Origin of the sequence: Flavobacterium sp. (assembly GCF_041392085.1) — a bacterium.
In the GTDB taxonomy this organism is placed as follows: Bacteria; Bacteroidota; Bacteroidia; order Flavobacteriales; family Flavobacteriaceae; genus Flavobacterium.
In genome coordinates this window covers 38,133-63,027 of the sequence record NZ_JAWKMW010000011.1, presented here as the reverse complement: position 1 = coordinate 63,027, position 24,895 = coordinate 38,133, and the positions used below count along the sequence as shown (strand labels likewise).

Below are 24,895 nucleotides of genomic sequence, written 5' to 3'. Positions count from 1 at the left end.
TTTTACAACAAGTTTCGATATGAAAGTGAAAACAATTTTGGTGTCACAACCAGAACCAAAAGTAGAAAATTCCCCCTATTTTGAGCTTATTCAAAAGCATAAAATAAAAATTGACTTTAGACCCTTTATTCATGTCGAAGGTGTTCCTGTAAAAGAGATTAGAAGTCAAAAAATTGACTTAAATAATTACACTGCCATCATCTTAACCAGTAGAAATTCTGTTGATCATTTTTTTAGGGTTGCCGAAGAAATGAGATACAAAGTACCGGAAGATTTAAAATATTTTTGCCAATCCGAAGCTGTTGCTTTTTATTTACAGAAATATGTTGTTTACCGAAAAAGAAAAATTTACGTGGGCCAAAAAGACTTTGTTGAGCTTTCTCCTTTAATTAAAAAATACAAAGAAGAAAAATTTTTATTGCCCGCTTCAGATCAATTAAATTTTGATGTGCCACAAACTTTAGATGCACTAAAAGTAAATTGGACACAAGGTGTTTTTTACCGTACTGTGATGAGTGATTTGACTGATTTAGCAGATGTATATTATGATGTATTGGCATTTTTCAGCCCTACCGGTATAAAATCATTGTTTAAAAACTTCCCTGATTTTAAACAAAATAATACCAGAATAGCTGTTTTTGGCAGTACTACTCAAAAAGAGGCAATCGAGCACGGGTTACGTGTTGATATCATGGCTCCCTCTCCTGAGGCACCTTCAATGACGATGGCGTTGGAAAAATATATTGCCAAATCAAATAAAGATAAATAATAACAATATATCTTAAAATAATTAAAAAAGAGTCCCACTAAATTGCGGGACTCTTTTCGTTTGGTTAGTTAGTGTAAAATTATAATTGAGGTCCGGACTTCACTAAGTTTTGACCTTCTTCATTATCGGTATATTGCAAAAAGTTCTTAATGAATAATCCGGCTAAATTAGTTGCTTTCGCTGTCCACTCTTGTGCATTTGAATATGTATTTCGAGGATCTAATATAGTGTTATCCACATCATGCAAAGCAGTTGGTACTTCGAAATTAAAAATTGGAATTACTTTCGTTTCCGCTTTTTCGATTGAACCATCCAAAATTGCATCAATAATTGCTCTTGTATCTTTGATGGAAATTCTTTTTCCAGTTCCATTCCAACCTGTATTCACCATGTAAGCAGTTGCTTTATGCTGCTCCATTTTCTTTACAAGTTCTTCACCGTATTTAGTGGGGTGGAGAGATAAAAATGCTTTTCCGAAACAAGCCGAAAAAGTAGGTTGCGGTTCTGTAACCCCTCTTTCCGTACCGGCTAATTTAGCTGTAAATCCTGAAAGGAAATAATATTTGGTTTGTTCAGGTGTTAATTTAGAAACAGGTGGCATTACTCCAAAAGCATCAGCAGTTAAGAAAATAACTTTTGTTGCATGACCTGCTTTAGAAACTGGTTTAACAATATTTTGAATGTGATTTATAGGATAAGACACCCTTGTATTTTGTGTAACAGAACCATCCTTAAAATCTATTTTCCCATTCGCGTCTAAAGTTACGTTTTCTAATAAAGCATTTTTTTTGATGGCTCCATAAATATCTGGTTCATTTTCCTTACTTAAATCGATGGTTTTAGCGTAACATCCTCCTTCAAAATTAAAAACCCCTTCGTCATCCCAACCGTGCTCATCATCACCAATTAATTCACGTTTTGGATCAGTTGATAAAGTGGTTTTTCCTGTTCCAGACAAACCAAAGAAAACCGCCACATCACCCTCTTTTCCTTTGTTAGCAGAACAATGCATCGAAGCAATTCCCTGTAGTGGCAGATAGTAATTCATCATTGAGAAAAGACCCTTTTTCATCTCGCCACCATACCAAGTTCCCCCAATAATCTGTACTTTTTCGGATAAATTAAAGGCAATATATACTTCTGAATTTAAACCATGCTCTTTGTAGTTTTTAAATGACGTTTTAGAACCATTCATCACTATAAAATCCGGTTCGCCAAAATTTTCCAGTTCTTGTTCGGTAGGACGAATAAACATATTTTTTACAAAATGGGCTTGCCAAGCTACTTCCATAATAAAACGCACTTTGAGTCTTGTGTTTTCGTTTGCTCCACAAAAAGCATCCACCACAAATAATCGTTTTCCGGAAAGTTGATTAACTGTTGTTTCTTTTAAAGCATCCCAAGTCTTTTTTGAAATGGGTTTGTTATCATTAGGAGCTTTTGGAGAATTCCACCAAATGGTATTTCTCGTCACGTCATCTTCTACAATATATTTATCTTTTGGAGATCTTCCTGTAAATTCTCCTGTCATTACATTTACCGCTCCTAATTCTGACAATTGTCCTTTTTCATACCCTTGTAATGTTTCACTTAATTCCTCATCGTAAAGAAATTCGAACGAAGGATTATAAACAATTTCATGCGTGTTTTTGATTCCATATTTTTCCAACGAAATCGATTTCGTAAATTGAGCGTATGTTTCCATAAATTTACCCTTTAGTTGTGTTTAAATATTTGGCAAAAGTATAAATTAAATTTTTACAATTGCTAATTTGTTGAAAATTTATCCTTTTTGATTGAAAATATTCAAAAATAGTATAGTCCAAGCCCCTATTAATGACAATCCTCCAATAGGCGTAATTGGTCCTAAAAACGTTAAATCAAATGACGTAAGGTGGTTTGTTGCTAAAAAATAGATTGAACCCGAAAAAAACAAAACGCCTGTTAATACCAAATAAAAAATTATTTTTTTTGTCTTTTCTGCCACAAAATTGGTTGTTCCTAAAAACAAAAGAAACAGAGCATGATACATTTGATAACGCACACCTGTCTCAAATGAAATCAATTGATTTTCATCTAAAACTGTTTTAAGAGCATGAGCTCCAAACGCTCCAAAAACAATAGCAGTCAACCCTAAAACTGCAGCTAGGAGAATTATTTTTCTGTTCATTTTAATCAATAAATATTCAAATTTACGGAAATAAATTACAAACACAAACCGAATTAACATTCTAAAATTTGTTAGGAATATAACAACTACCTACATTTGTGTGATTTTTATACAATAATACTCATGAGAAATATACTGATTATTGGTGCCGGTCGTTCCGCTTCATCGTTAATAAAATACTTATTAAACAAATCTGAATCAGAAAATTTAAAGCTAACTATTGCTGATTTATCTTTAGAATTGGCTCAAAAAAAAACCAATAATCATCCCAATGCTTTTCCAATTCAATTGGATATTGCTAATCTTGATCAACGTCAAAAAGAAATTCAAAAAGCTGATATTGTCATTTCAATGTTACCGGCACATTTACATATAGAAATTGCGGAAGATTGTTTGGCATTCAACAAACATATGGTTACTGCATCTTATATTAGTCCAAAAATGCAAGATTTAGATGCACAAGCTAGAGAAAAAGGATTAATTTTTATGAACGAAATTGGTCTTGATCCGGGAATTGACCATATGAGTGCCATGAAAATCATTGATGAAATTAGAGCTAAAGGAGGAAAAATGATTCAATTTGAATCGTTTTGTGGCGGATTAGTTGCTCCTGAAAGCGATACAAATTTGTGGAATTATAAATTTTCATGGAATCCCAGAAATGTAGTTCTAGCCGGTCAAGGCGGTGTTTCAAAATTTATTCAGGAAGGGAAATACAAATATATTCCTTATAATAAATTGTTTCGTAGAACCGAATTTATGGAAGTAGAAGGTTACGGTCGTTTTGAAGGTTATGCCAATCGCGATTCACTAAAATACAGAAGTATTTATGGTTTAGATGATATTTTGACGATGTATCGAGGAACTTTGCGACGAGTGGGGTATTCAAAAGCGTGGGATATGTTGGTTCAATTAGGAATGACCGACGATACCTATTCGATGGAAAACTCCGAGAACATGTCTTATCGTGATTTTACGAATTCATTTTTGCCTTATCATCCTTCGGATTCGGTGGAATTGAAATTGCGTCATTATTTGAAAATTGATCAAGACGATGTGATTTGGGATAAATTTGAGGAATTGGATCTATTTGATTCTACCAAAAAAGCAGGAATTAAAAATGCAACACCTGCTCAATATTTAGAACATATTTTAGCCGAAAAATGGGCTCTTCAACCTGAAGATAAAGATATGATTGTAATGTATCATAAGTTTGGTTATGAACTTAACGGGCAAAAAAAGCAAATCGACAGTAGTATGGTTTGTTTAGGAGATGACCAAACCTTTACGGCCATGGCAAAAACCGTAGGTTTACCGGTCGCAATAGCTACAATTCAAATTTTAAATGGAAACATAAAAACTCCAGGGGTTCAATTACCTATTAACAAGGAAGTTTACAAACCTATATTAAAGGAATTGGAAACGTTTGGAGTAATTTTTAATGACAAGGAAGTTCCTTATATGGGCTATAATCCAAATAATGTCGGTAGTTAATTACTTCGTGTTCTTTTTGTGTTTATTAATTTCATCTTGCAGTTGACGTCCTAATTTTTGCTCTTTTTCAAGAGCTTTACGCTTGTAGTCTTCAAAATTTTCTTCTAATTTATCTAAATTATTTTTAGCGTCTTTTGCCGCTGATTTTGCTCCGTTTAACTGAAACAAAAAAACTAATACAACTAGCATCAATAGAGAAACAATTCCCCACATAATCATGTTGTAGTTAGTTTTACTGATGGGAGTTCCTAAAAAAGAAACATTATCTTGAGCTATTGTAAGCTTATCAAGATCTGCTTGAGTTTTTTGCAAGTCGTTTTTTAATTGATTAATAGTTGATGTATGCGAGGCATATTCAATCTTCAAATTTGCTAATTCTTCTTTAAATCGATTTACAGAATCAAGGCTGTTTCGCTTTAGAATCGTCAGAAAATCTTTCTTAACTACTTTGTATTCCTGAAAGTTATTTGACTTTTGAGTTACATAATCAAATTGTTTGTCAAGTGTTCCATTCATAGAAGCTTTACTTTCATTTTGAATAGAATCCTGAGCTAATAAAAAGGAAGTAAAAAATAGAAATACAAAGGAATAAATATATTTTTTCATAAGAAGATGTTTAGTCAAGTTGATTAACAAATTTAATTTTTTTAATTTAAGTATCCTAATAGGTTTTGTATGTTTAGATAGTTTAAATACACAATTTGTATTATTTTGAAATATTAAAACCTATTTATTACTATTTTTAAAAAGTATTTTTATACTTTTAGTTAAAATTTATAAGTATGAAAATTAATTCGCTAGAAATAGAAATTGACGGCATTGATAAAGAAATTCTTCGAGATTTGATGGAAGATGCTAGAAAACCCATTTTGCAAATCGCCAATAAAATTGGTATTTCCGGAGCAGCAATTCATCAACGGCTTCGAAAATTGGAAGATGCGGGTGTAATTTCGGGGTCAAAATTTGTAATTAACAATAAAGTTTTAGGCTACAAAACCATGGCGTTTGTAGGTATTTATTTGGATAAAGCTTCGAGTAATTCTGATGCAGTGCGAGAATTGAAAAAAATACCTGAAGTATTAGAATGCCACTATACAACCGGTAATTGGAGTATTTTAATCAAAATAATTTGCAAGGACAACGAACATTTGATGCAACTGCTTAACAAAAAAATTCAGCCGATTGATGGTGTTTCGAGAACAGAAACCTTTATTTCATTGGAACAACAGATAGAGAGACAAATTCAGTTGTAGTTTTTTGTCTCAGCTTTCAAGTTTAGCAAAATTTATTGGGCTTTACTTCGAGTTAGGCCTCTATAATTGAAAAAAATCCGTCACTTTCGTAACGGATTCTTATCAATTATTTATCATTTAATCTCTAGAACCAAATACTTGAAGAGCCCAATACAACAAAGAAGCTAAGGCTCCAATGGCTGCAACCAAATAAGTTCTAGCAGCCCATTTTAAAGCATCTTGGGCACCTTCATATTCTTGTTGTCCAACCATATTTGCTTTTTTTAGCCAAGCTAAAGCTCTATTGCTGGCGTCGTATTCCACTGGAAGTGTAATAAAACTAAAGGTTGTAGCCAACGCCATCATAATTAAACCGGCTACTGCTACATAAAACCCAATTGTACTTCCTGATGCGGCTCCTAAAATTAAACCACCAATGACTAACCACTGGGACATTCCGGAAGAAACACTTACAACCGGCACTAACTTAGAACGCATAGTCAACCACTCATAAGCTGTTGCATGTTGAACAGCATGACCTACTTCGTGAGCGGCAACAGCCGCAGCCGCCGCGTTTCGTTGATTATAAACTGCTTCACTGAGATTAACCGTTTTGTCTGTTGGGTTATAGTGATCGGTTAATCTTCCTGGAGTTGAAATCACTTTTACATCATGAATGCCGTGGTCTTCTAACATGCGTTGTGCAATTTCAGCCCCACTCATTCCGTTTCGCAATTGCACTTTAGAATAAAATTCAAATTTCTTCTTCAGTTGATGACTCACTAACCAACTTACTAAGGCAATTGCTCCGATTAAAATATAATATCCTATCATTGTTTGTTCTTTTTAAAATATAAAGTTACGAATATACAGCAAATTATAAGCCAAATTTGTGTGAATTGTTTTTGCTGAAATTTTGTCAGGTTTTTAAAAGAAAACGATTCCTACCATCAAGCGGTTTTGACCATTTTCTTTCACAGAATTGGATACGTTAGCATAATCTGATTTCCATTTTCCGTTGGTGAAAGCAAATTCATAACCCACATTTAAACGAATGCTTAATTTTTCTTTGCGTTTTAAATTGAAAGCCAACGAGGGTCCGGCATAAAATATATCATTTTTTAAACTTACGTGACCGGAATTATTTTCGGGATTCAAATCATTTAAGTTGATGTCATTATTTCTGGAATACAGATTGAAATCATTGTGGGTATACGCCACATTTAATCCACCGGATAATAAAATTCTGGATTTATTTACAAAATTATAATGTCCGCGAAGTCGCAATGTACCGCTGGCTAATTTATTCTCTGTTGTGCTGTTTTTTTTGTTAGAATAGCTGGAAGACAAATCCATGTCAAACGAATATTTTTCCCATAAGGCATTCATTCCAAGCATTAATTCGGGCATGGTCTCTCTAATTTCCGGCATACCGGATGCTTTAATTTTTTGGTTCAATGTAAAATCATTGTAAAAAACACCACCAACACCTACGTATAAATCCACCTTAGGCAAAACACATTTTTTTTCATCGGTCGAAACCGTTTCTTGCTCTTGTGCAAAAGTGAATTGTGTAAACAATACAGTTGCGATAAAAAAGATATTTTTCATATTTTAAAATTTAATTTTTTATAAAATTAATACGATTTATGCTATAAGCGATTATTTTAAGATTTTATTATAAATTGTACATAAAAAAACCACGAATTCCCTTTAAAATAAGCGAATTCGTGGCTAACTTTTTTTATAAATTTATCCTACTAAATTAATGATTTTTCCCGGAACAATAATCACTTTATTAGGTGTTCTACCTTGCAATTGAGCTTGCGTACGTTCGTCTGCCATGACAATTTCTTCAATTTGTGCAGCGGTTAAATCCAAGGGTAATTTGATGGTAAATCGCATTTTTCCGTTGAAGGATACCGGATATTCTTTTTCGGATTCTATTAAATATTTCTCTTCAAAAATAGGGAACGCAACGGTTGAAATTGAGCCTTCGTGACCCAATTGACTCCATAATTCTTCAGCAATATGCGGAGCATACGGTGAAACTAAAATAGCCAACGGTTCTAAAATTTTTCGGTGGTTGCATTTCAACTGAGCCAATTCGTTCACACAAATCATAAACTGTGAAACCGAAGTATTGAACGAGAAATTCTCGATGTCTTCCGTTACTTTTTTGATGGTTTTGTGTAACGATTTGTACATTTCTGCGGTTGGTTCGTCGTTGGTGACAATCAAACCGTTATCGTCAAAATACAAACGCCATAATTTTTTCAAGAAACCGGAAACTCCGGTAATTCCGGCCGTATTCCATGGTTTGGCTTGCTCTAACGGACCGAGGAACATTTCGTATAAACGCAAAGTATCGGCTCCGTATTGGTTGCAAATGTCGTCGGGGTTGACGACGTTGTATTTGGATTTTGACATTTTTTCGACTTCGCGACCGACGATGTATTTGCCATCTTCTAAAATGAATTCAGCATCTTTATAATCTGAGTATAAAGGATGATTTTTGAAAGCATTGATATCTAATTCATTGGTTATATCGTTGATAATTGATAAGTCGACATGAATTGGGTCAAAAGCTATCCAAGATTTTATTCCAAGATTATTATCTTTAAAATTTAGCGGAAAATAATTACCATTTGGTTTATGCTCAAAAAAATCATTATAACTAGATTCTGATGTTATAGATGAAACCATATTCAATAAAAGGGAATTACTTTTCATCTTGTCTATAATTTCAGATGCTAAATTATCATCAATTTCACCATCCTTAATAATATTCTTATATTCATTTGAAGAGAGAAATATTTTGTAATTATAATCTCCATATGCAACATTATTTCTTTCATGTAAAGTCGCTCTATGTTCACGAACTCTGTAAACAAACGCACTCATCCCCAAAATCATCCCTTGATTGATTAACTTTTTAAAAGGTTCCTCAGGAGTGATAAAGCCGCGGTCTTTTAGAAATTTATTCCAAAAACGAGAATACAATAAATGTCCGGTGGCGTGTTCGCTACCACCAATGTATAAATCCACATTTTCCCAATAGTTCAAGGCATCTTGGCCGGCAAATTCGTTTTCGTTGTGAGCATCCATATAACGCATCCAATACCAAGAGCTTCCTGCCCAACCCGGCATGGTATTCAATTCTAATGGGAAAACGGTTTTATTATCAATCAACTGATTACTAACCACTGCATTTTTCTCGGTATCCCATGCCCAATGCGTCGCATTTCCAAGTGGCGGTTGTCCGTCTTCGGTTGGTAAATATTTCTCAACTTCCGGTAAAATAATGGGAAGATGTTTCACCTCAATCATTTGTGGTAAACCATTTACATAATAGACAGGAAACGGTTCGCCCCAATAGCGTTGACGTGAAAAAACCGCATCACGCAAACGGTAATTGGTTTTTCCTTTTCCTTGACCAATTTGCTCTAAGGCTTCGATGGCTTTTTTAGTGCCTTCTTTATAATCCAATCCGTTTAAGAAATCGGAGTTGACCAATTTAAATCCGCCTTTTTCAGCATAAGCTGCTTCAGAAATATCTTGATTGAAAATGTTTTTAATTTCGGGCATTCCTTCTTTACCTTTGAAGAAATTAGCGAAGGCATAATCCCGTTCATCACCACACGGAACGGCCATCACAGCCCCGGTTCCATATCCTGCCAACACATAATCGCCAATCCAAATCGGAATCGGTTCTTTCGTAAAAGGATGTTCAGCATACGCTCCGGTAAAAACACCGGAAATGGTTTTTACATCAGCCATTCGCTCGCGTTCAGAACGTTTGGCAGTAGCTTCCACATAGGCTTCTACCGCTGCTTTTTGTTCGGGTGTAGTGATTTGCGAAACCAATTCATGCTCGGGTGCTAAAGTCATAAAAGTGACACCGAAGATGGTGTCGGGACGGGTTGTGAAGACTTCAACCTGAAACTTAGAACTTGAAACTTGAAACTTTACAGACGCTCCGACTGATTTTCCAATCCAATTTCGTTGACTTTCTTTGATGCTTTCGCTCCAATCGATGGTTTCTAAACCTTGCAATAATCGTTCGGCATACCCAGAAATTCGCATACTCCATTGTGTCATTTTTTTGCGAATGACGGGATGACCACCACGTTCGGAAACACCATTCACAATTTCGTCGTTTGCTAAAACGGTTCCTAACGCGGGACACCAATTGACTTCGGTTTCGGCAAGATACGTTAAGCGATATTGAAGAAGTATTTCTTGCTTTTTTTCTGACGAAAAAGAATTCCACTCTTGAGCTGAAAATAGTTCAACACCATCATCACAAACCAAATCAACATTGCTATTTCCCTCTTTTTCAAATACTTTAATCAATTCTGAAATTGGAAAAGCTTTATCAGCTACTTTACAATAATACGATTCAAATAGTTGAATAAAAATCCACTGCGTCCATTTGTAATACTCCGGATTTGAGGTGCGAACTTCTCGACTCCAATCGAATGAAAAGCCAATTTTATCTAATTGTTCACGGTAACGAGCAATATTTTCTTTAGTCGTTTTTTCAGGATGTTGGCCTGTTTGAATGGCATATTGCTCCGCCGGAAGTCCGAATGAGTCATATCCTTGCGGATGCAACACATTGAATCCTTTGTGTCTTTTGTAACGAGCCACGATATCCGATGCAATATAACCCAGCGGGTGACCTACGTGCAAACCTGCTCCGGATGGATATGGAAACATATCCAATACATAATATTTTGGTTTTTCGGAATTATTTTGTGCGGCAAAGGTTTGGTTTTTAGCCCAATATTCTTGCCACTTGGCTTCAATTTGTTCGTGGAAGTATTTCATGTTCTGAGGTACTGAAGAACTAAGGTTCTGAGTTGCTAAGGTTTTTTTTAAAAGAGCAAATTTACGTTTATTGTACTAAACTCAAAACTTTCATCGTTATAAACTGTGGTTTAACCAATTTCTTTTTTAATTTTACGGCTTAAACTATTTTTTATGGCATCATCTTACGAAAAGTATCAAAAAAGAAGACTCATTTCCTCCTATTTTTCAGTAGTTTTAAGTGTTTTTCTTGTGCTTTTTTTGTTAGGCTTGCTGAGTTTATTTGTGATAAACTCCAAGAAGTTATCTGACGATTTCAAAGAAGAAATCCCGATGTCGGTTTATTTTAAAGATGCTGCAAACGATAGTCTACTAAAAGCTTTTGGAGATAAGCTAAAAGAATCTATTTATGTAAAAACCGATACGTTTGTTTCAAAAGAAACAGCTGCCTCTAAACACAAAGACATTATTGGCGAAGATTTTATGCAGTTTTTAGGGTTTAACCCATTGCAAAATTCATATGATATTCATCTTAAAGCCGATTATGTTCAGGCAGACAGTATCAAACAAATTGAGCAGGAATTCAAACAAAATAAGATGATTTCGGATATTGTTTACGATAAACATTTAGTAGACTTGGTAAACGACAATGTAAAAAAAATAACCTTTTGGATATTGGTCATAACCGGATTTTTGGCTTTAATCTCTGTGCTTTTGATTAACAGTTCAATGCGTTTGTCTATCTATTCTAATCGATTTATTATCAAAACCATGCAGATGGTTGGTGCTACAAAATCATTCATTCGCAAACCATTTATCCTGAGAAGCATTAAATTAGGAATTATTGGAGCCTTACTGGCTATTATCGGAATTGTTGGAGTTTTATTTTACATCGATGCAAATTTTCCAAAATTGGGAGTTTTAGAAAATCATCTTATGATTGGATTGGTTTTACTGGCTGTGTTGATTGTTGGCGTTTTAATATCCTGGTTCAGCACTTTCTTCGCTACACAAAAATTCCTTAACCTTAGAACAGACGATTTATACTAAAATTATGAGCAATAAAAACGAACAAAAACAGGAATTTCTGTTTGACAAAATAAATTATAAAATTTTACTCATTGGCATTGCTATCATTACTTTGGGTTTTATCTTAATGAGTGGTGGAGGTAGTGATGATCCAAAAGTTTTCAGTGATGCTATTTTTGATTTTAGAAGAATTCGTTTGGCTCCAACGGTTGTGTTGGCCGGGTTTGGCGTAGTCATTTATTCGATATTAAAAAACCCTAAAAAGGCGTAGCGGATAATCGAACAAACTAACTTTTTTACAATCTATGGATTTAATACAAGCGATACTTATTGCCATCATTGAGGGCTTAACAGAATATTTACCCGTTTCCTCAACGGCTCATATGATTTTTACGAGTTCTTTTTTTGGCATTCAAGAAGATGATTTTGTTAAATTATTTCAAGTCTCCATTCAATTTGGGGCTATTCTAGCTGTTGTTTTTTTGTATTGGCGTAAATTTTTCAATTTTTCAAAATTCGATTTTTATATCAAATTGGCTGCGGCAGTTGTTCCGGCATTAGTATTAGGAAAACTATTTGATGAGAAGATTGAAGCCGTTTTAGGTAACCCAATACCCATTGCTATTGTTTTGATTATTGGAGGTGTCGTATTACTGTTTGTAGACTCTAAATTTCAAAACCCTACTGTAGTTACAGAGAATGATATTTCCATAAAAAAAGCCGTTGCCATTGGCTTTTGGCAATGTTTAGCCATGATGCCGGGAACAAGCAGAAGTGCCGCTTCAATTATTGGTGGAATGCAACAAGGCTTAACGCGTGCTGTGGCAGCTGAGTTTTCTTTTTTTTTAGCCGTTCCAACAATGTTGGCAGTTACGGTTTATTCCTTATTTTTAAAAACCTATGAAGTAAGTCAGCTCAAAGGTTACGAACTCTTGTTAGAAGGCAATAATTTCAAGTTTTTTTTAATCGGAAATGCCATTGCATTTGTGGTGGCTGTTTTGGCCATCAAATTATTCATTGAAGTCATCAAAAAATACGGTTTTAAACCGTGGGGTTATTATCGCATTATTGTTGGTGTGTTTTTGTTGATTTATTTTTCTTTAAACTAATGAGCAAAACGGCTGAAGAAATATTAGAAGGACAAGTACTTTTGATAGACAAGCCATTAAAATGGTCATCATTTCAAGCGGTCAATAAAATCAAGTACGCTTTAATTCGTCATTTAGGCCTTTCTAAAAAATTTAAAATTGGTCATGCCGGAACACTTGACCCCTTAGCTACCGGGTTATTGATAGTTTGCACCGGTAAATTCACCAAACGCATTACCGAAATTCAAGGTCAAGCTAAAGAATATACGGGAACATTTCTTTTGGGAGCCACTACTCCATCGTATGATTTAGAAACTGAAATTGATGCTACTTTTCCCACTCAGCATATTGATAAAGCCTTGATTCATCAAACGGTAACCCAATTTATTGGCGAAATCGACCAAAAACCACCTGTCTTTTCTGCAATTAAAAAAAATGGCATTCGTATGTATGAACACGCTCGTGAGGGAGTCACAATTGAGATGGAAAGTCGAAAAACTACTATTTATGATTTTGAAATTACTCGCATAGATTTACCCGAAGTAGACTTTAGAGTAGTTTGCAGTAAAGGTACCTATATCCGTTCGTTAGCTCATGATTTTGGAAAAGCTTTGAAATCCGGTGCTCATTTGACCGTTTTACGACGGACAAAAATTGGTGATTATTCAGTTGAAAATGCAACTTCACCAGAAGAGTTTGAAATTCAGATATCGACTCATGCATAAATACATCATTATTTTATTATTTCTGATTCCGTTTGTTTTGTTTTCACAAAAAAGTAAACTTAAAACCGGCGATTTACTGTTTCAAAAAATGAATTGTGGCGAATTGTGTGATGCCATTCATGCTGTAACTGAGGGTTATCAAGGCAATGATTTTAGTCATTTAGGCATAGTTATTATCGAAAAGGATTCTGTTTTCATTATCGAAGCTGCCGGAAATGCTGTTCGAAAGGTTACATTGGAACAATTTTCAAAAAATACAGAAACGACCATGTACATTGGAAGAGTAAAATCAAAATATAAAAAAATAATTCCGCAAGTGATTTCATTTTCCAAACAACAAATTGGTATTCCGTATGACGATGATTATTTATATAATAACGGAAAATATTATTGCTCTGAGTTGATTTATGATGCTTTTTTGAATGCTTACGGAAAACCCTTTTTTGAATTAAAACCCATGACCTTCATGCAACCGAAAAGCAATGATTTTTTCGCGGCTTGGGTGGAATATTATCAAAATTTAAAAGTTGAAATTCCGGAGGGTGAAATGGGTTGCAACCCGGGTGGAATTTCTACTTCAGATAAAATTAAAATTATTGGAAAGTTAAACTAATTGCTTTTCTGCTTTTTCAACCAAAGCTATAATTTCGTTTTGTGTACTAATGCCTTTATCATGCAAATACCATTTTTGCAGTTCGGTTTTGGCCGTTTCATCCACAATTCCGTGTTGAGTCTTATAGTCTAAAATTAAATTTTTAGCTCCTTCCGGTCGTGGTCCCCAATCACTTAAAACAGTTAAACTTTCCGCATCTAAAATCAATAATTTGGGAATAGCTTTCCCACCATTGGTCAAAAACTGATTCATCAACACTTCATTTTCATCACGAAGCACCACTCTAAAATCGATTTGATCTGAAAGTTCTGCCATTTTATGTATGATTGGCAGTAGTTGAGCAGCATCTCCGCACCAGCCTTCAGAAATAACCAGCCAAATGTAATGGGATTGCAAATTTTGTAATGATTGCGAAACTTCCTCTGTAATTTGAATGGTTTTTTCTAATCGATTCATACGAACTTCATTCAATTCGCTGTATTTAGTCAATGCATCTGATTGTTCATTGCCGGTAGATTTGCCTTCTCTTAACAACTTAGAAACCAATGCTCTATACTGGGAGTAGGTAATACTTTTTTCAACACTTTGACTTATTAAATCATGCATAATAAATAATTTAAGATGCAAAAGTAATATATATTTTTTTTAACTCTGTAACGATTATAACACTTCATTAAAAATACAGTATTTTTGACACCTTATTGATTAAACATGGAAACACATTCAAAACATGTTGGATTAGTACTTTCGGGCGGTGGCTCCAAAGGTTTGGCTCATGCAGGAGTGTTGCAATTTTTGGACGAAAAAGGAATTCACCCATCTCAAATTGCCGGAACAAGTGCCGGCTCTATCGTAGCTGCTTTGTATAGTTTTGGGAAAAACCCGAAAGAAATATTGTCTTTTTTTCAATCCATTTATTTTTTCCATTGGAAACATTTCACTTTTTCAAAAGCAGGAATCATTGACAGCGAATCGTTTAAAAAATATTTTAGCGATGTTTTTGGTGAAGCAATGATTGGTGATTTAAAAATTCCTTTGCACATCACTGCAACTGATATGGTAAAGGGAAAAATTAAAATCTTTGAAAGAAATACTAAAATAGTTGATGCTGTTTTAGCTTCAAGTGCCTTTCCCGGAATTATTTCCCCATATCTTATAAATGAAAGTTGGTACAGTGATGGAGGAATTTTAAACCATTTTCCAACAGATATATTACAAGGAAGATGCGATATTATTATTGGAGTATATGTGAGTCCTGTTCAAAAAATTGAGGCAAAAGACTTAAACTCAATAAAAGCCGTCACCTCCCGAGCTTTTGATTTATTGACAGCAAATACTACTTTACAAAAATTCACCCTTTGTGACTGGGTAATTGAACCCGAAGAACTATCCAGTTACAGCACTTTTGAAACGAATAAATCAAAAATGCAAACTATTTTTCAAGTAGGATATGAAGCTGCAAAAAACAGTTATGAAGAATACAAATCACTATTTTAATTGAATTTTGCTTGTTACTAAGAAGTATAAAATCAATATTTATTTATATTTGCAACACAAAAAACAACTCATGAAATACAAGAGAATACTTCTAAAACTCAGTGGAGAAGCTTTAATGGGAGAACGCCAATACGGTATTGACCCAAAGCGATTAGCAGAATATGCACAAGAAATAAAACAAATTCATGAGAAAGGAGTAGAAATCGCTATAGTAATTGGTGGCGGAAATATTTTTAGAGGTGTAGCCGGAGCCAGTAACGGAATGGACAGAGTACAAGGTGATTATATGGGAATGTTAGCCACCGTGATCAATGGAATGGCATTACAAGGAGCTTTGGAAGAGGCCGGAATGTTAACTCGATTGCAGACTGCCTTGAAAATTGAAGCGATTGCAGAACCTTATATTAAAAGAAGAGCCGTTCGTCATTTAGAAAAAGGGAGAATTGTAATTTTTGGTGCAGGAACAGGAAATCCATATTTCACAACGGATACCGCTGCCGTATTAAGAGGTGTTGAAATTGGAGCAGACGTTATATTAAAAGGGACACGGGTTGATGGAGTGTATAATGCAGACCCAGAAAAAAATAAAGATGCTGTTAAATTTGATTATATTTCATTTGAGGAAGTACTGAGTAAAGGATTGAATGTAATGGATACCACCGCCTTTACGTTAAGCCAAGAAAATAAATTACCTATCATTGTGTTTGATATGAACAAAGAAGGTAACTTGCTTAAAGTATGTAACGGAGAAACCATTGGTACAACGGTTACCATATAATTTGGTTTAATTTTGAAAATTTGATTACAACTAAAATACCCTATCATGACAGAAGAAATAGATTTTATCATTGATACTGCAAAAGAACATATGGAAGGTTCAATTGCTCACTTGGAAAAAGAATTTTTAAACATCAGAGCCGGAAAAGCAACTCCTCAGATGCTAGGTGGTGTTTTTGTTGATTATTACGGCTCTCAAACACCACTTTCTCAAGTAGCAAACATTAATGTTCCAGACGCCAGAACCCTGACCGTTACACCTTGGGAAAAAAGTATGCTACAACCTATTGAGAAGGCAATTATGATTGCTAATCTAGGTTTTAATCCTATGAATAATGGGGATAACATCATCATTTCTGTACCCCCTTTAACAGAAGAGCGAAGAAGAGACTTAGTTAAACAAGCCAAATCTGAAGCCGAAGATGCCAAAATAGGCATCCGAAATGCACGCAAGGATGCCAATACCGAAATTAAGAAAGAGGAGAAAAACGGAACTTCCGAAGATATCTGTAAAACGGCAGAAGAAACGATTCAGAAATTAACGGATTCATATATAAAAAAAATTGATGACCATTTAGCCGTCAAAGAGGCTGAAATTATGAAAGTCTGATTTGAAATCCACTCTTTCGAGTGGATTTTTTGTTTTTAAAAAAGTACATTTGTTATTTGTATTTTTAAATCATATGAAGCACCTCATTTTTCTATTCTTTTTTTACTCCTTTTGTGCTCAAGCACAATTCAGAGTAACGGGAATCGTTAAAGATGAGAACTCTAATAAACCCTTACCTTTTGCCACCATTGAGGCATCTTCAGGGAGAATAATTATTACTGATGTAACCGGTAAATTTGAATACACTAGCTCAACTGCCGGTGAAACAATGAGTGTTTCTTATCGAAATTTCTACAGTAAAGATTTTGTTATTGACAAGTCTACTTATATTTCCGTTTTGTTGAGTGCTAAACCAAAATTAACCGCTTCTGAAGTAATTCAAAGCAAAGAACAATCAACTAAATTATTGACTACAGTTTATACGTTAACATCGCAAAATAATCCTAAAAAAGTTCTGTCTAATTTTCAATTCAAAGGTTACAACAAAATGGTTGTTTCAGCTTATGCAGATTCTATCAAAGGGAAAATTGACACCATTAAGAAAACAAGAAAAATCAAAATTGATTCAACTGATTACAAATTAAAAAAACTAATAAGTAGACAACATCTTTTGGTTACAGAAAAAGTTTCCTTGTTTCAATTTGACCAAGGTAAATTCAAAGAAACCGTTTTAGGTTCACAGATGTCCGGTTTTAAAAGCCCGATTTATGAAATCATTGGTTTTAATCTTCAATCATATTCTGTTTATGAACCTCGCTACGAACTATTGGAAAAAAAATACGTAAATCCTATTTCAAAAGCCGGTCTCTCAGATTATGATTTTGAACTGTTAGACACCATTCCTCTCGCTAATAGACAAACCATTTTGGTTTATTTTAAAAATAAAAAATTAATCAATAGAAAAGGATTAGAAGGATTACTATATATAGACAAAGAAAATTTTGCCATAGCCAAAGCTATTATGCGTGTAAGAGGAATAATTGATTTAACTGCAATTTATGAATTTGACTATTTATCGACAGAAAAAATATGGTTTCCAACGACGTATGAACTAAAAATTATTAAAGGAAAAAACGATGACCCAATAAAGATATTGGGCGGAACAATTGAATTTGAAGGCGAATATGATGAATTGGGTGCCAAACGTGAGAAAAAAACATCTGATTATACATATCTTCATTCCAAAACTTTCTTTTACGATACGGAAATAAATGGTTCTTTTACGATTGAAAAAAATTCGGTAGCGATAGAACTCAGTGAAGATATTGCAAAAAAAGACACTACATTTTGGTTAAAAAACAGAAAAAGCCGATTAACAAAAAGAGACCGAAATACCTTTGCTGTTAAAGATAGTCTAGCTTTTTTTAAAGGAATTAATGCGAAACTTTTTTTTGGCAGGAAAATAATCAATGGGTACGTTCCGTTTGGAGTTTTTGATTTTGACCTTCGTTATTTGGTTAGCTACAATAACTTTGAAGGTTTTAGGTTTGGTCTTGGCGGAAATACCAACGAGCGTTTTTCCAAAAAATATAAACTCGACGGATATACAGCTTACGGGTTAAAGGATCAAAATATCAAATACCATTTAGGTGTGTCTTCTCGAGTTGGAAATTTTTCAAATACTTGGGCGGGTATTTCATTCACTGATGATGTACAAGAAATTGGTAGCACAAAATTTAATATTGACAAAAGAGTTTTTAAAATTTATGACCCTCGCCCCATAAACGTTAGTACTTTTTATCATCATCAAACTTGGAAAGGTTATGTAGAGACAAATTTTCTACCCAATACCGAAAGCATCTGGCAAATAAATCATTCTAGCATAAACCCTTTATTTAATTATGCTTTTTTTGACGGAGAAAATTTATTTAACCGTTTTTTAATGACTACTGCATCCGTGTCTATTCAGTGGAATCCATTTAGTGAATATATGCATACTTCGGGCGGAAAAATTGAAATTGAGAAACGATACCCAAAATTTACCTTTCAGTTTACGGAATCAATCCCGAGTTTTTTAGGAAATGATTTTCAGTTTGGAAAAATTGATATTAGGACAGAATATGAAAAACAATTCATCAACGGACAAAAATCAACCGCTTTAGTACAAGCCGGCTATGCGTTTGGAGATGTACCGCTTACACATTTATACAACAACTCACCAAACAATTTGGATCGAGAAGTCTTATTACAACGACTAACTGTTGCCGGGAAAAACAGCTTTGAAACCATGCGATTCAATGAGTTTTTCTCTAGTCAATATGTCATGCTACATTTTAAACACGGGTTTAAACGCGTGGAACTCTTCAAAAAAGTAAAGCCATCCTTAGTTTTAGTTTCTCGAATGGTGTGGGGTGACATGAAAAAACCCGAACAACATGTCGGTATTGATTACAAAACCCTCAACAAAGGATTTTTTGAATCCGGGGTTGAATTAAACCAAATTTTTAGTGGTTTCGGATTTGCCGGATTTTACCGATATGGTCCAAATCAATTCAGTAGATTTGAAGACAATATCGCAATTAAAATAACATTTCTACTTGATTTGGGGTTATAATTTTTTTACCAGCCCTTTATTTAAATAATTGTCACTATCTTATTAAATTGTACTTAAGCCTATCTATTTAGTATTGATTTCACTACCTTTGCATCCGTTAAATTTATCATATGGCTAAATGGTTTAGCGTAGGTTTTTGGGAATCTATTGCCCGAATTATCCTTAGAAACAGAATCACTATACTTTCCATCATTATTCTATTGACCTTGTTTTTGGCATTGCAATGGAAAAATATGCGTTTTACGTATACTGAAGCTAATTTACTACCGGATCACCATGAAATTAATGAACAATACAATCAATTTTTAGATAAATTTGGAGAAGAAGGAAACCTGATCATAATAGGTGTTCAAGATTCTACTTTTTTTACAACAAAACAATTTAATGCTTGGAAAAAATTAATAACTAACTTAAAAGATTCAAAAGAAGTCGATTTAATTATCTCTATAGATAATTTAAAAAAACTTAAAAAAAACAATGCCTCTGAAACATTTGAATTAGTTAATTTCATTGATTCCACTAAAATTAATGCGCCCGGTTATCTACATAAAAAACAAGAAGAACTTTATGCTAAATTGCCTTTTTATGAGCATTTGTTGTATAACAAAAACACTCAAACACTCAGAACAGCCATTTATTTAGATAAAAAAATTGTAAATACAAGTATTCGAAGAGACTTTGTTGTTCATAAATTAATTCCACTCATATCCGCTTTTGAAGATGAAACAAGCATCGATTTGAAAGTCTCAGGAATGCCTTATATCCGAACCCTGAATTCCAAAAATATCGTTGACGAAATTGGTATTTTTATTGGGGCGGCTCTATTGGTTACGTCGCTTATTTTCTTTTTCTTTTTTAGAAGTTTCAGAGCAACTTTCATCTCTATGTGCGTAGTAATCATAGGGGTAATGTGGGCTTTTGGAACACTTGGCTTATTAGGATTTGAAATTACCGTTTTAACAGCAATAATACCTCCCTTGATTATCGTAATCGGAATTCCCAACTGTATTTTCTTAATTAATAAATACCAACAGGAAGTAAAGAAACACGGTAATCAAGCTAAATCATTACAACGCGTTATTTCAAAAGTGGGCAATGCAACCTTAATGACCAATTTGACTACGGCAGCCGGTTTTGCAACTTTTATAGTTACAGATAGTGAATTACTAACCGAATTTGGCATTATTGCTTCCATTAATATTGTTTTACTATTTATTCTGTGTTTATTGGTGATTCCGATTATTTATAGTTTTATGCCTTTGCCTAAAGACAAACATTTAGAACATTTGAATAAAACCTATACTAAAACGTTTGTAAATTGGACTGAAAAAACCGTCAAAAACAGAAGCATTTCCATTTATTTTACGGCTATTCTACTACTTGTTGTGAGCATTATTGGCATTTATCAAATGAAGATTTCAGGCAGTTTAATTGAAGATATGCCTAAGAAAGCCGGTTTTTTTAAAGACATTCTATTTTTTGAAAAAGAATTTGATGGTGTAATGCCTCTAGAAATTATGATAGATACCAAACGAAAAAAAGGTGTCATGAAAATTTCTACTTTACGAAAAATGGAAGAGGTACAAGAAATAATAAGTGAAATTCCTGAACTTTCAAATCCAATGTCAATTGTAAATGTTGTAAAATATTCGAAACAAGTTTACTACAATGAAAATCCGGATTATTATGAATTGCCAACAGCTCAGGAACAAGGATTCATTTTAAGTTATGCTAAAAAAGCAACCCAAAATACAAATGAAAATTTCATGAAAAGTTATGTTGATTCTACTGGTCAATATGCAAGGATTACCACTTTTATGAAAGACATTGGGACGGATAAAATGGAAAAAATTGAAGAAAAATTATGGGATAAAATTAACAAAGTTTTTCCGCCTGATCGGTATACTGTAACCCTAACCGGAAAAGCATTGGTATTTCAAAAAGGTACAAACTACTTGGTTACCAATTTAGTACTTTCTTTGTTGTTTGCCATTTTCTTAATATCACTATTTATGGCCTATTTGTTTCGTTCATTCAAAATGGTTCTTATTTCGTTGATTCCAAATCTTTTACCTTTGATTATCACTGCCGGAGTAATGGGTTACTTGGGTGTCCCGATAAAACCTTCAACTATTTTAGTATTTAGTATTGCTTTTGGAATTTCTGTTGATGATACGATACACTTTTTAGCAAAGTACCGTCAAGAACTTCAAGTAAACAATTGGAAAATCAGAAAGTCTGTTTTTAATGCCTTACGGGAAACCGGAGTAAGTATGTTTTATACCTCAATTGTTTTGTTCTTTGGTTTTTCAGTATTCATGATTTCCAGTTTTGGTGGAACAGTTGCTTTAGGAGGATTAGTTTCTGCAACACTACTTTTTGCAATGCTCTCCAACTTATTGTTATTACCTGCCTTGTTGTTATCGTTAGAAAAAACGATTGCAAATCAGGAAGAATTTCTTCAACCTACCATTGATATTTTGGTGGAAGAAGACGACAAAGAAACTCCATCTAAACCTTAGTCAAAAAAATTATAAACTAGTATATTTGCATAGTAAACTTTAATTAAAATGAAGAAGCATACAAAGGTTAATGAGCTATTAACCGTTACACCAATTCTAACAGAAGTAACAACAAAAGGTTGGGTTAGAACATTCAGAAATAATCAATTTATTGCTCTAAATGATGGCTCTACCATCAATAATATTCAATGCGTTGTGGACTTTGCAAATACACCTGAAGAAACCCTAAAAAGAATTACAACAGGTGCTGCAGTGTCGTTAACCGGCACATTGACAGAAAGCAAAGGAGCTGGTCAAAAAGTAGAAATACAAGTTTCTAAAATAGAAATTCTAGGTGATGCTGATGCTGAAAAATACCCTATGCAACCTAAAAAACACTCTTTAGAATTTTTGAGAGAAAATGCTCATTTGCGTGTTCGAACAAATGCTTTCGGAGCAATTATGCGTGTTCGTTCAACATTAGCTTTTGCTGTTCATCAGTTTTTTCAGGAAAGAGGTTTTTTCTATGTCAACACACCCATTATAACCGGTTCAGATGCTGAAGGGGCAGGTGAAATGTTTAAAGTGACTGCTTTACCTTTCGATAACACCCCAAGAACGGAAGACGGTAAAATAAACTACAAAGCTGATTTTTTTGGGAAAGAAACCAACTTAACTGTTTCCGGTCAGCTGGAAGCAGAAACCTATGCGATGGCTTTGGGCCAAGTATATACCTTTGGGCCAACTTTTAGAGCCGAAAACTCAAATACATCTAGGCATTTGGCCGAATTTTGGATGATTGAACCTGAGGTAGCATTCAATGAGTTGGCAGACAACATGGATTTAGCTGAAGATTTTATCAAATATGTTATCAAATATACTATCGACAAACATGAAGATGATTTGAAGTTCTTAGAACAACGATTATTGGACGAGGAAAAAAACAAACCACAATCAGAACGCAGTGAAATGAGCTTGCTGGAAAAATTAAACTTTGTTTTGGAAAACAACTTCAAACGAGTAACCTACACGGAAGCCATCGATATTTTAAGAAATTCGAAACCAAATAAAAACAAGAAATTTCAATACTTAATTGAAGAATGGGGAGCTGATTTACAAAGTGAACACGAACGCTTTTTGGTTGAAAAACACTTTAAATGTCCTGTGATTTTATTTGACTATCCGGCTAAAATAAAAGCATTTTACATGCGTTTGAATGACAATACCGAACCAGGAAAAGAAACTGTTCGGGCCATGGATATTCTGTTTCCCGGTATTGGAGAAATTGTTGGAGGCTCTCAACGGGAAGAACGTCATGACGTTTTACTCAAGAAAATGGAAGCATTAGGAATTGATGAAAAAGAATTGTGGTGGTATTTGGACACTCGCCGATTTGGAACGGCGGTTCACTCTGGTTTTGGTCTGGGATTTGAAAGACTAGTACTTTTTGTGACCGGAATGACAAATATTCGTGATGTGATTCCGTTTCCTAGAACACCACAAAATGCTGAATTTTAAAAAGTTACTGTGTAACTAAGTTAAAAATTTAAACAATGTTAAAACAAAATCTACAATTCAAATTAACTCAAAAATTATCTCCTCAGCAAATTCAGTTGATGAAGTTAATTCAATTGCCAACACAAGCATTTGAGCAACGTTTGAAAGAAGAGATGAATGAAAATCCTGCTTTAGAAGGAGGTAAAGAAGAAGACGACTATGTAGATGAATTTGAAAAAGAGGAGTATGAAGATTTTGAAGGAGATGAAAATGATCATATTGATGCCGAAGATATTAACATTGATGAATACCTGAGTGATGATGAAACACCGGATTACAAACTACAAGCCAATAACTACAGTGACGATGATGATGATCGGGAAACACCATTTGCTGCTCCCGTTACGTTTCACCAAGATTTAATCAATCAGTTAAATACATTTATTCTTTCAGAAGAAGATAAAGAAATTGCCGAATTTTTGGTTGGAAGTATTGATGACATTGGTTATATCCGCCGATCAATTGTGGATATAGTTGATGATTTGGCATTTACACAAGGAATTTACACAGACGAACAAACTGTTGAACGAATTTTGCATATTGTTCACCAATTAGAGCCTGCCGGTGTTGGAGCTCGTGATTTACAAGAGTGTTTGTCGTTACAACTCAAGCACAAAACACCAACGGAATCAGTTGAGTTAGCTCTTGATATCATCGAGAATCAATTTGAACAATTTACAAAAAAACATTACGATAAACTCCTACATAAATACAATGTTTCGCAGGAGCAACTTAAAAAGGCAATTGAAGAAATAGAAAAGCTAAATCCAAAACCGGGTGGGGCTTTTACAGGGAACAATAAAGTCGTAGAACATGTTGTTCCTGACTTTACCATTCGAATTGTTGATGGAGAACTAGAACTTTTATTAAATGGTAGAAATGCTCCTGAGCTTCATGTCTCCAAAGATTACCAAGATATGTTGCGAACATACAAAGATTCCAGTGATAAATCGAATGCTCAAAAAGATGCGGTACAGTTTATTAAACAAAAATTAGATTCCGCCAAATGGTTCATTGACGCCATTAGACAGCGACAAGAAACGTTGTTTGTAACAATGAATGCTATTATGCATTACCAGCAAGAATATTTTTTAGAAGGAGACGAAACCAAACTACGCCCAATGATTCTAAAAGATATTGCCGACATGATTGGACTGGATATTTCTACTGTTTCCAGAGTTGCCAATAGTAAATATGTAGAAACACCCTATGGCACTAAATTGGTTAAAGAATTCTTTTCAGAGGCAATGAAAAACGACCAAGGAGAAGACGTTTCTACCTTGGAAATAAAAAAAATTCTACAAAATGTAATTGAGGAAGAAGACAAACAAAAACCTCTACCAGACGATCAATTGGCTGAAATCCTTAAAGAAAAAGGCTATCCAATTGCCCGTAGAACGGTTGCAAAATACCGCGAGCAATTGGATATTCCCGTTGCTCGAATGCGGAAAAAAATATGATGCATTG

General features: G+C 34.1%; 22 protein-coding genes. 15 read left to right on the top strand and 7 right to left on the bottom strand.

All coding sequences use genetic code 11. The features are described from left to right. The first annotated feature begins 19 nt into the window (after positions 1-19). The gene (locus R2782_RS10670; protein WP_371268233.1) at positions 20-769 is read left to right on the top strand and encodes a uroporphyrinogen-III synthase; all 750 of its coding nucleotides are present in this window, start codon (positions 20-22) and stop codon (positions 767-769) included. Positions 770-848: 79 nt separating this feature from the next. Here R2782_RS10670 and pckA read toward each other — a convergent pair whose 3' ends face one another. Together pckA and R2782_RS10660 are read right to left on the bottom strand one after the other, a co-directional pair. Then, positions 849-2,474, bottom strand: a complete 1,626-nt coding sequence (gene pckA / locus R2782_RS10665) for a phosphoenolpyruvate carboxykinase (ATP) (RefSeq protein ID WP_371268232.1) — start codon at positions 2,472-2,474, stop codon at positions 849-851. A gap of 78 nt (positions 2,475-2,552) precedes the next feature. After that, positions 2,553-2,939 carry a DUF423 domain-containing protein gene (locus R2782_RS10660; protein ID WP_371268231.1) on the bottom strand — a complete coding sequence of 129 codons (387 nt, stop codon included), beginning with the start codon at positions 2,937-2,939 and terminating at the stop codon, positions 2,553-2,555. A 123-nt stretch (positions 2,940-3,062) separates the two neighbouring features. Between R2782_RS10660 and R2782_RS10655 the strand changes: the two genes are divergently transcribed. Continuing rightward, complete coding sequence (locus R2782_RS10655; RefSeq protein ID WP_371268230.1) at positions 3,063-4,433, top strand: saccharopine dehydrogenase family protein; 1,371 nt, start codon at positions 3,063-3,065, stop codon at positions 4,431-4,433. On the opposite strand, the gene R2782_RS10650 is transcribed toward R2782_RS10655, so the two are convergent. After that, entirely contained in the window at positions 4,434-5,039 is a 606-nt protein-coding gene (locus R2782_RS10650; protein ID WP_371268229.1) for a tRNA (guanine-N1)-methyltransferase, read from the bottom strand. A gap of 176 nt (positions 5,040-5,215) precedes the next feature. On the opposite strand from R2782_RS10650, the gene R2782_RS10645 reads away from it, so the two are divergent. Continuing rightward, positions 5,216-5,686: an Lrp/AsnC family transcriptional regulator gene (locus R2782_RS10645; RefSeq protein WP_371268228.1), complete on the top strand. Its 471-nt coding sequence runs from the start codon at positions 5,216-5,218 to the stop codon at positions 5,684-5,686. 117 nt (positions 5,687-5,803) lie between these two features. On the opposite strand, the gene R2782_RS10640 is transcribed toward R2782_RS10645, so the two are convergent. The 3 genes from R2782_RS10640 to R2782_RS10630 form a co-directional block, all read right to left on the bottom strand. Continuing rightward, positions 5,804-6,499 (bottom strand): zinc metallopeptidase, encoded by a 696-nt coding sequence (locus R2782_RS10640; protein WP_371268227.1) that lies wholly within the window; start codon positions 6,497-6,499, stop codon positions 5,804-5,806. 93 nt (positions 6,500-6,592) lie between these two features. Beyond that, on the bottom strand, positions 6,593-7,276 hold the full coding sequence (locus R2782_RS10635; protein ID WP_371268226.1) for a hypothetical protein: 684 nt from the start codon (positions 7,274-7,276) through the stop codon (positions 6,593-6,595). Between the two features lie 141 nt (positions 7,277-7,417). Further along, a complete protein-coding gene (locus tag R2782_RS10630) occupies positions 7,418-10,498 on the bottom strand; it encodes a leucine--tRNA ligase (RefSeq protein ID WP_371268225.1) in 3,081 nt (1,026 codons plus the stop codon). A gap of 153 nt (positions 10,499-10,651) precedes the next feature. Here R2782_RS10630 and R2782_RS10625 point away from each other — a divergent pair, with 153 nt between their 5' ends. The 5 genes from R2782_RS10625 to R2782_RS10605 are packed head-to-tail and all read left to right on the top strand — an operon-like array spanning position 10,652 to position 13,932. Continuing rightward, positions 10,652-11,527 carry a cell division protein FtsX gene (locus tag R2782_RS10625; protein WP_371268224.1) on the top strand — a complete coding sequence of 292 codons (876 nt, stop codon included), beginning with the start codon at positions 10,652-10,654 and terminating at the stop codon, positions 11,525-11,527. A 4-nt stretch (positions 11,528-11,531) separates the two neighbouring features. Further along, the gene (locus tag R2782_RS10620) at positions 11,532-11,777 is read left to right on the top strand and encodes a DUF3098 domain-containing protein (RefSeq protein WP_371268223.1); all 246 of its coding nucleotides are present in this window, start codon (positions 11,532-11,534) and stop codon (positions 11,775-11,777) included. A 34-nt stretch (positions 11,778-11,811) separates the two neighbouring features. After that, on the top strand, positions 11,812-12,615 hold the full coding sequence (locus tag R2782_RS10615; protein ID WP_371268222.1) for an undecaprenyl-diphosphate phosphatase: 804 nt from the start codon (positions 11,812-11,814) through the stop codon (positions 12,613-12,615). Beyond that, complete coding sequence (gene truB / locus R2782_RS10610) at positions 12,615-13,319, top strand: tRNA pseudouridine(55) synthase TruB (RefSeq protein WP_371268221.1); 705 nt, start codon at positions 12,615-12,617, stop codon at positions 13,317-13,319. Before R2782_RS10615 ends, truB begins: the two co-directional genes overlap by 1 nt. Next, complete coding sequence (locus R2782_RS10605; RefSeq protein ID WP_371268220.1) at positions 13,312-13,932, top strand: YiiX/YebB-like N1pC/P60 family cysteine hydrolase; 621 nt, start codon at positions 13,312-13,314, stop codon at positions 13,930-13,932. Before truB ends, R2782_RS10605 begins: the two co-directional genes overlap by 8 nt. On the opposite strand, the gene R2782_RS10600 is transcribed toward R2782_RS10605, so the two are convergent. Continuing rightward, positions 13,924-14,538 (bottom strand): thioredoxin family protein, encoded by a 615-nt coding sequence (locus R2782_RS10600; RefSeq protein ID WP_371268219.1) that lies wholly within the window; start codon positions 14,536-14,538, stop codon positions 13,924-13,926. The genes R2782_RS10605 and R2782_RS10600 overlap by 9 nt on opposite strands. Positions 14,539-14,643: 105 nt before the next feature. On the opposite strand from R2782_RS10600, the gene R2782_RS10595 reads away from it, so the two are divergent. The 7 genes from R2782_RS10595 to rpoN all read left to right on the top strand — a co-directional run bounded on the left by R2782_RS10595 (position 14,644) and on the right by rpoN (position 24,888). Continuing rightward, complete coding sequence (locus tag R2782_RS10595) at positions 14,644-15,429, top strand: patatin-like phospholipase family protein (protein ID WP_371268217.1); 786 nt, start codon at positions 14,644-14,646, stop codon at positions 15,427-15,429. A gap of 70 nt (positions 15,430-15,499) precedes the next feature. After that, a complete protein-coding gene (pyrH, locus tag R2782_RS10590) occupies positions 15,500-16,207 on the top strand; it encodes a UMP kinase (protein WP_371268216.1) in 708 nt (235 codons plus the stop codon). A gap of 45 nt (positions 16,208-16,252) precedes the next feature. Beyond that, positions 16,253-16,816 (top strand): ribosome recycling factor, encoded by a 564-nt coding sequence (gene frr / locus R2782_RS10585; protein WP_371268215.1) that lies wholly within the window; start codon positions 16,253-16,255, stop codon positions 16,814-16,816. Positions 16,817-16,889: 73 nt separating this feature from the next. Continuing rightward, on the top strand, positions 16,890-19,370 hold the full coding sequence (locus tag R2782_RS10580; protein WP_371268214.1) for a DUF5686 family protein: 2,481 nt from the start codon (positions 16,890-16,892) through the stop codon (positions 19,368-19,370). Positions 19,371-19,480: 110 nt separating this feature from the next. Further along, entirely contained in the window at positions 19,481-21,892 is a 2,412-nt protein-coding gene (locus R2782_RS10575) for an RND family transporter (RefSeq protein ID WP_371268213.1), read from the top strand. A 48-nt stretch (positions 21,893-21,940) separates the two neighbouring features. Beyond that, positions 21,941-23,389 carry an asparagine--tRNA ligase gene (gene asnS, locus R2782_RS10570; RefSeq protein ID WP_371268212.1) on the top strand — a complete coding sequence of 483 codons (1,449 nt, stop codon included), beginning with the start codon at positions 21,941-21,943 and terminating at the stop codon, positions 23,387-23,389. A gap of 35 nt (positions 23,390-23,424) precedes the next feature. After that, on the top strand, positions 23,425-24,888 hold the full coding sequence (gene rpoN, locus R2782_RS10565) for an RNA polymerase factor sigma-54 (protein ID WP_371268211.1): 1,464 nt from the start codon (positions 23,425-23,427) through the stop codon (positions 24,886-24,888). Positions 24,889-24,895: the final 7 nt, after the last annotated feature.

Coding starts and splice junctions, on each gene's coding strand:
- R2782_RS10670 (WP_371268233.1), top strand. CDS start 20: ATGAAAGTGAAAACAATTTTGGTGTCACAACCAGAACCAAAAGTAGAA.
- pckA (WP_371268232.1), bottom strand. CDS start 2,474: ATGGAAACATACGCTCAATTTACGAAATCGATTTCGTTGGAAAAATAT.
- R2782_RS10660 (WP_371268231.1), bottom strand. CDS start 2,939: ATGAACAGAAAAATAATTCTCCTAGCTGCAGTTTTAGGGTTGACTGCT.
- R2782_RS10655 (WP_371268230.1), top strand. CDS start 3,063: ATGAGAAATATACTGATTATTGGTGCCGGTCGTTCCGCTTCATCGTTA.
- R2782_RS10650 (WP_371268229.1), bottom strand. CDS start 5,039: ATGAAAAAATATATTTATTCCTTTGTATTTCTATTTTTTACTTCCTTT.
- R2782_RS10645 (WP_371268228.1), top strand. CDS start 5,216: ATGAAAATTAATTCGCTAGAAATAGAAATTGACGGCATTGATAAAGAA.
- R2782_RS10640 (WP_371268227.1), bottom strand. CDS start 6,499: ATGATAGGATATTATATTTTAATCGGAGCAATTGCCTTAGTAAGTTGG.
- R2782_RS10635 (WP_371268226.1), bottom strand. CDS start 7,276: ATGAAAAATATCTTTTTTATCGCAACTGTATTGTTTACACAATTCACT.
- R2782_RS10630 (WP_371268225.1), bottom strand. CDS start 10,498: ATGAAATACTTCCACGAACAAATTGAAGCCAAGTGGCAAGAATATTGG.
- R2782_RS10625 (WP_371268224.1), top strand. CDS start 10,652: ATGGCATCATCTTACGAAAAGTATCAAAAAAGAAGACTCATTTCCTCC.
- R2782_RS10620 (WP_371268223.1), top strand. CDS start 11,532: ATGAGCAATAAAAACGAACAAAAACAGGAATTTCTGTTTGACAAAATA.
- R2782_RS10615 (WP_371268222.1), top strand. CDS start 11,812: ATGGATTTAATACAAGCGATACTTATTGCCATCATTGAGGGCTTAACA.
- truB (WP_371268221.1), top strand. CDS start 12,615: ATGAGCAAAACGGCTGAAGAAATATTAGAAGGACAAGTACTTTTGATA.
- R2782_RS10605 (WP_371268220.1), top strand. CDS start 13,312: ATGCATAAATACATCATTATTTTATTATTTCTGATTCCGTTTGTTTTG.
- R2782_RS10600 (WP_371268219.1), bottom strand. CDS start 14,538: ATGCATGATTTAATAAGTCAAAGTGTTGAAAAAAGTATTACCTACTCC.
- R2782_RS10595 (WP_371268217.1), top strand. CDS start 14,644: ATGGAAACACATTCAAAACATGTTGGATTAGTACTTTCGGGCGGTGGC.
- pyrH (WP_371268216.1), top strand. CDS start 15,500: ATGAAATACAAGAGAATACTTCTAAAACTCAGTGGAGAAGCTTTAATG.
- frr (WP_371268215.1), top strand. CDS start 16,253: ATGACAGAAGAAATAGATTTTATCATTGATACTGCAAAAGAACATATG.
- R2782_RS10580 (WP_371268214.1), top strand. CDS start 16,890: ATGAAGCACCTCATTTTTCTATTCTTTTTTTACTCCTTTTGTGCTCAA.
- R2782_RS10575 (WP_371268213.1), top strand. CDS start 19,481: ATGGCTAAATGGTTTAGCGTAGGTTTTTGGGAATCTATTGCCCGAATT.
- asnS (WP_371268212.1), top strand. CDS start 21,941: ATGAAGAAGCATACAAAGGTTAATGAGCTATTAACCGTTACACCAATT.
- rpoN (WP_371268211.1), top strand. CDS start 23,425: ATGTTAAAACAAAATCTACAATTCAAATTAACTCAAAAATTATCTCCT.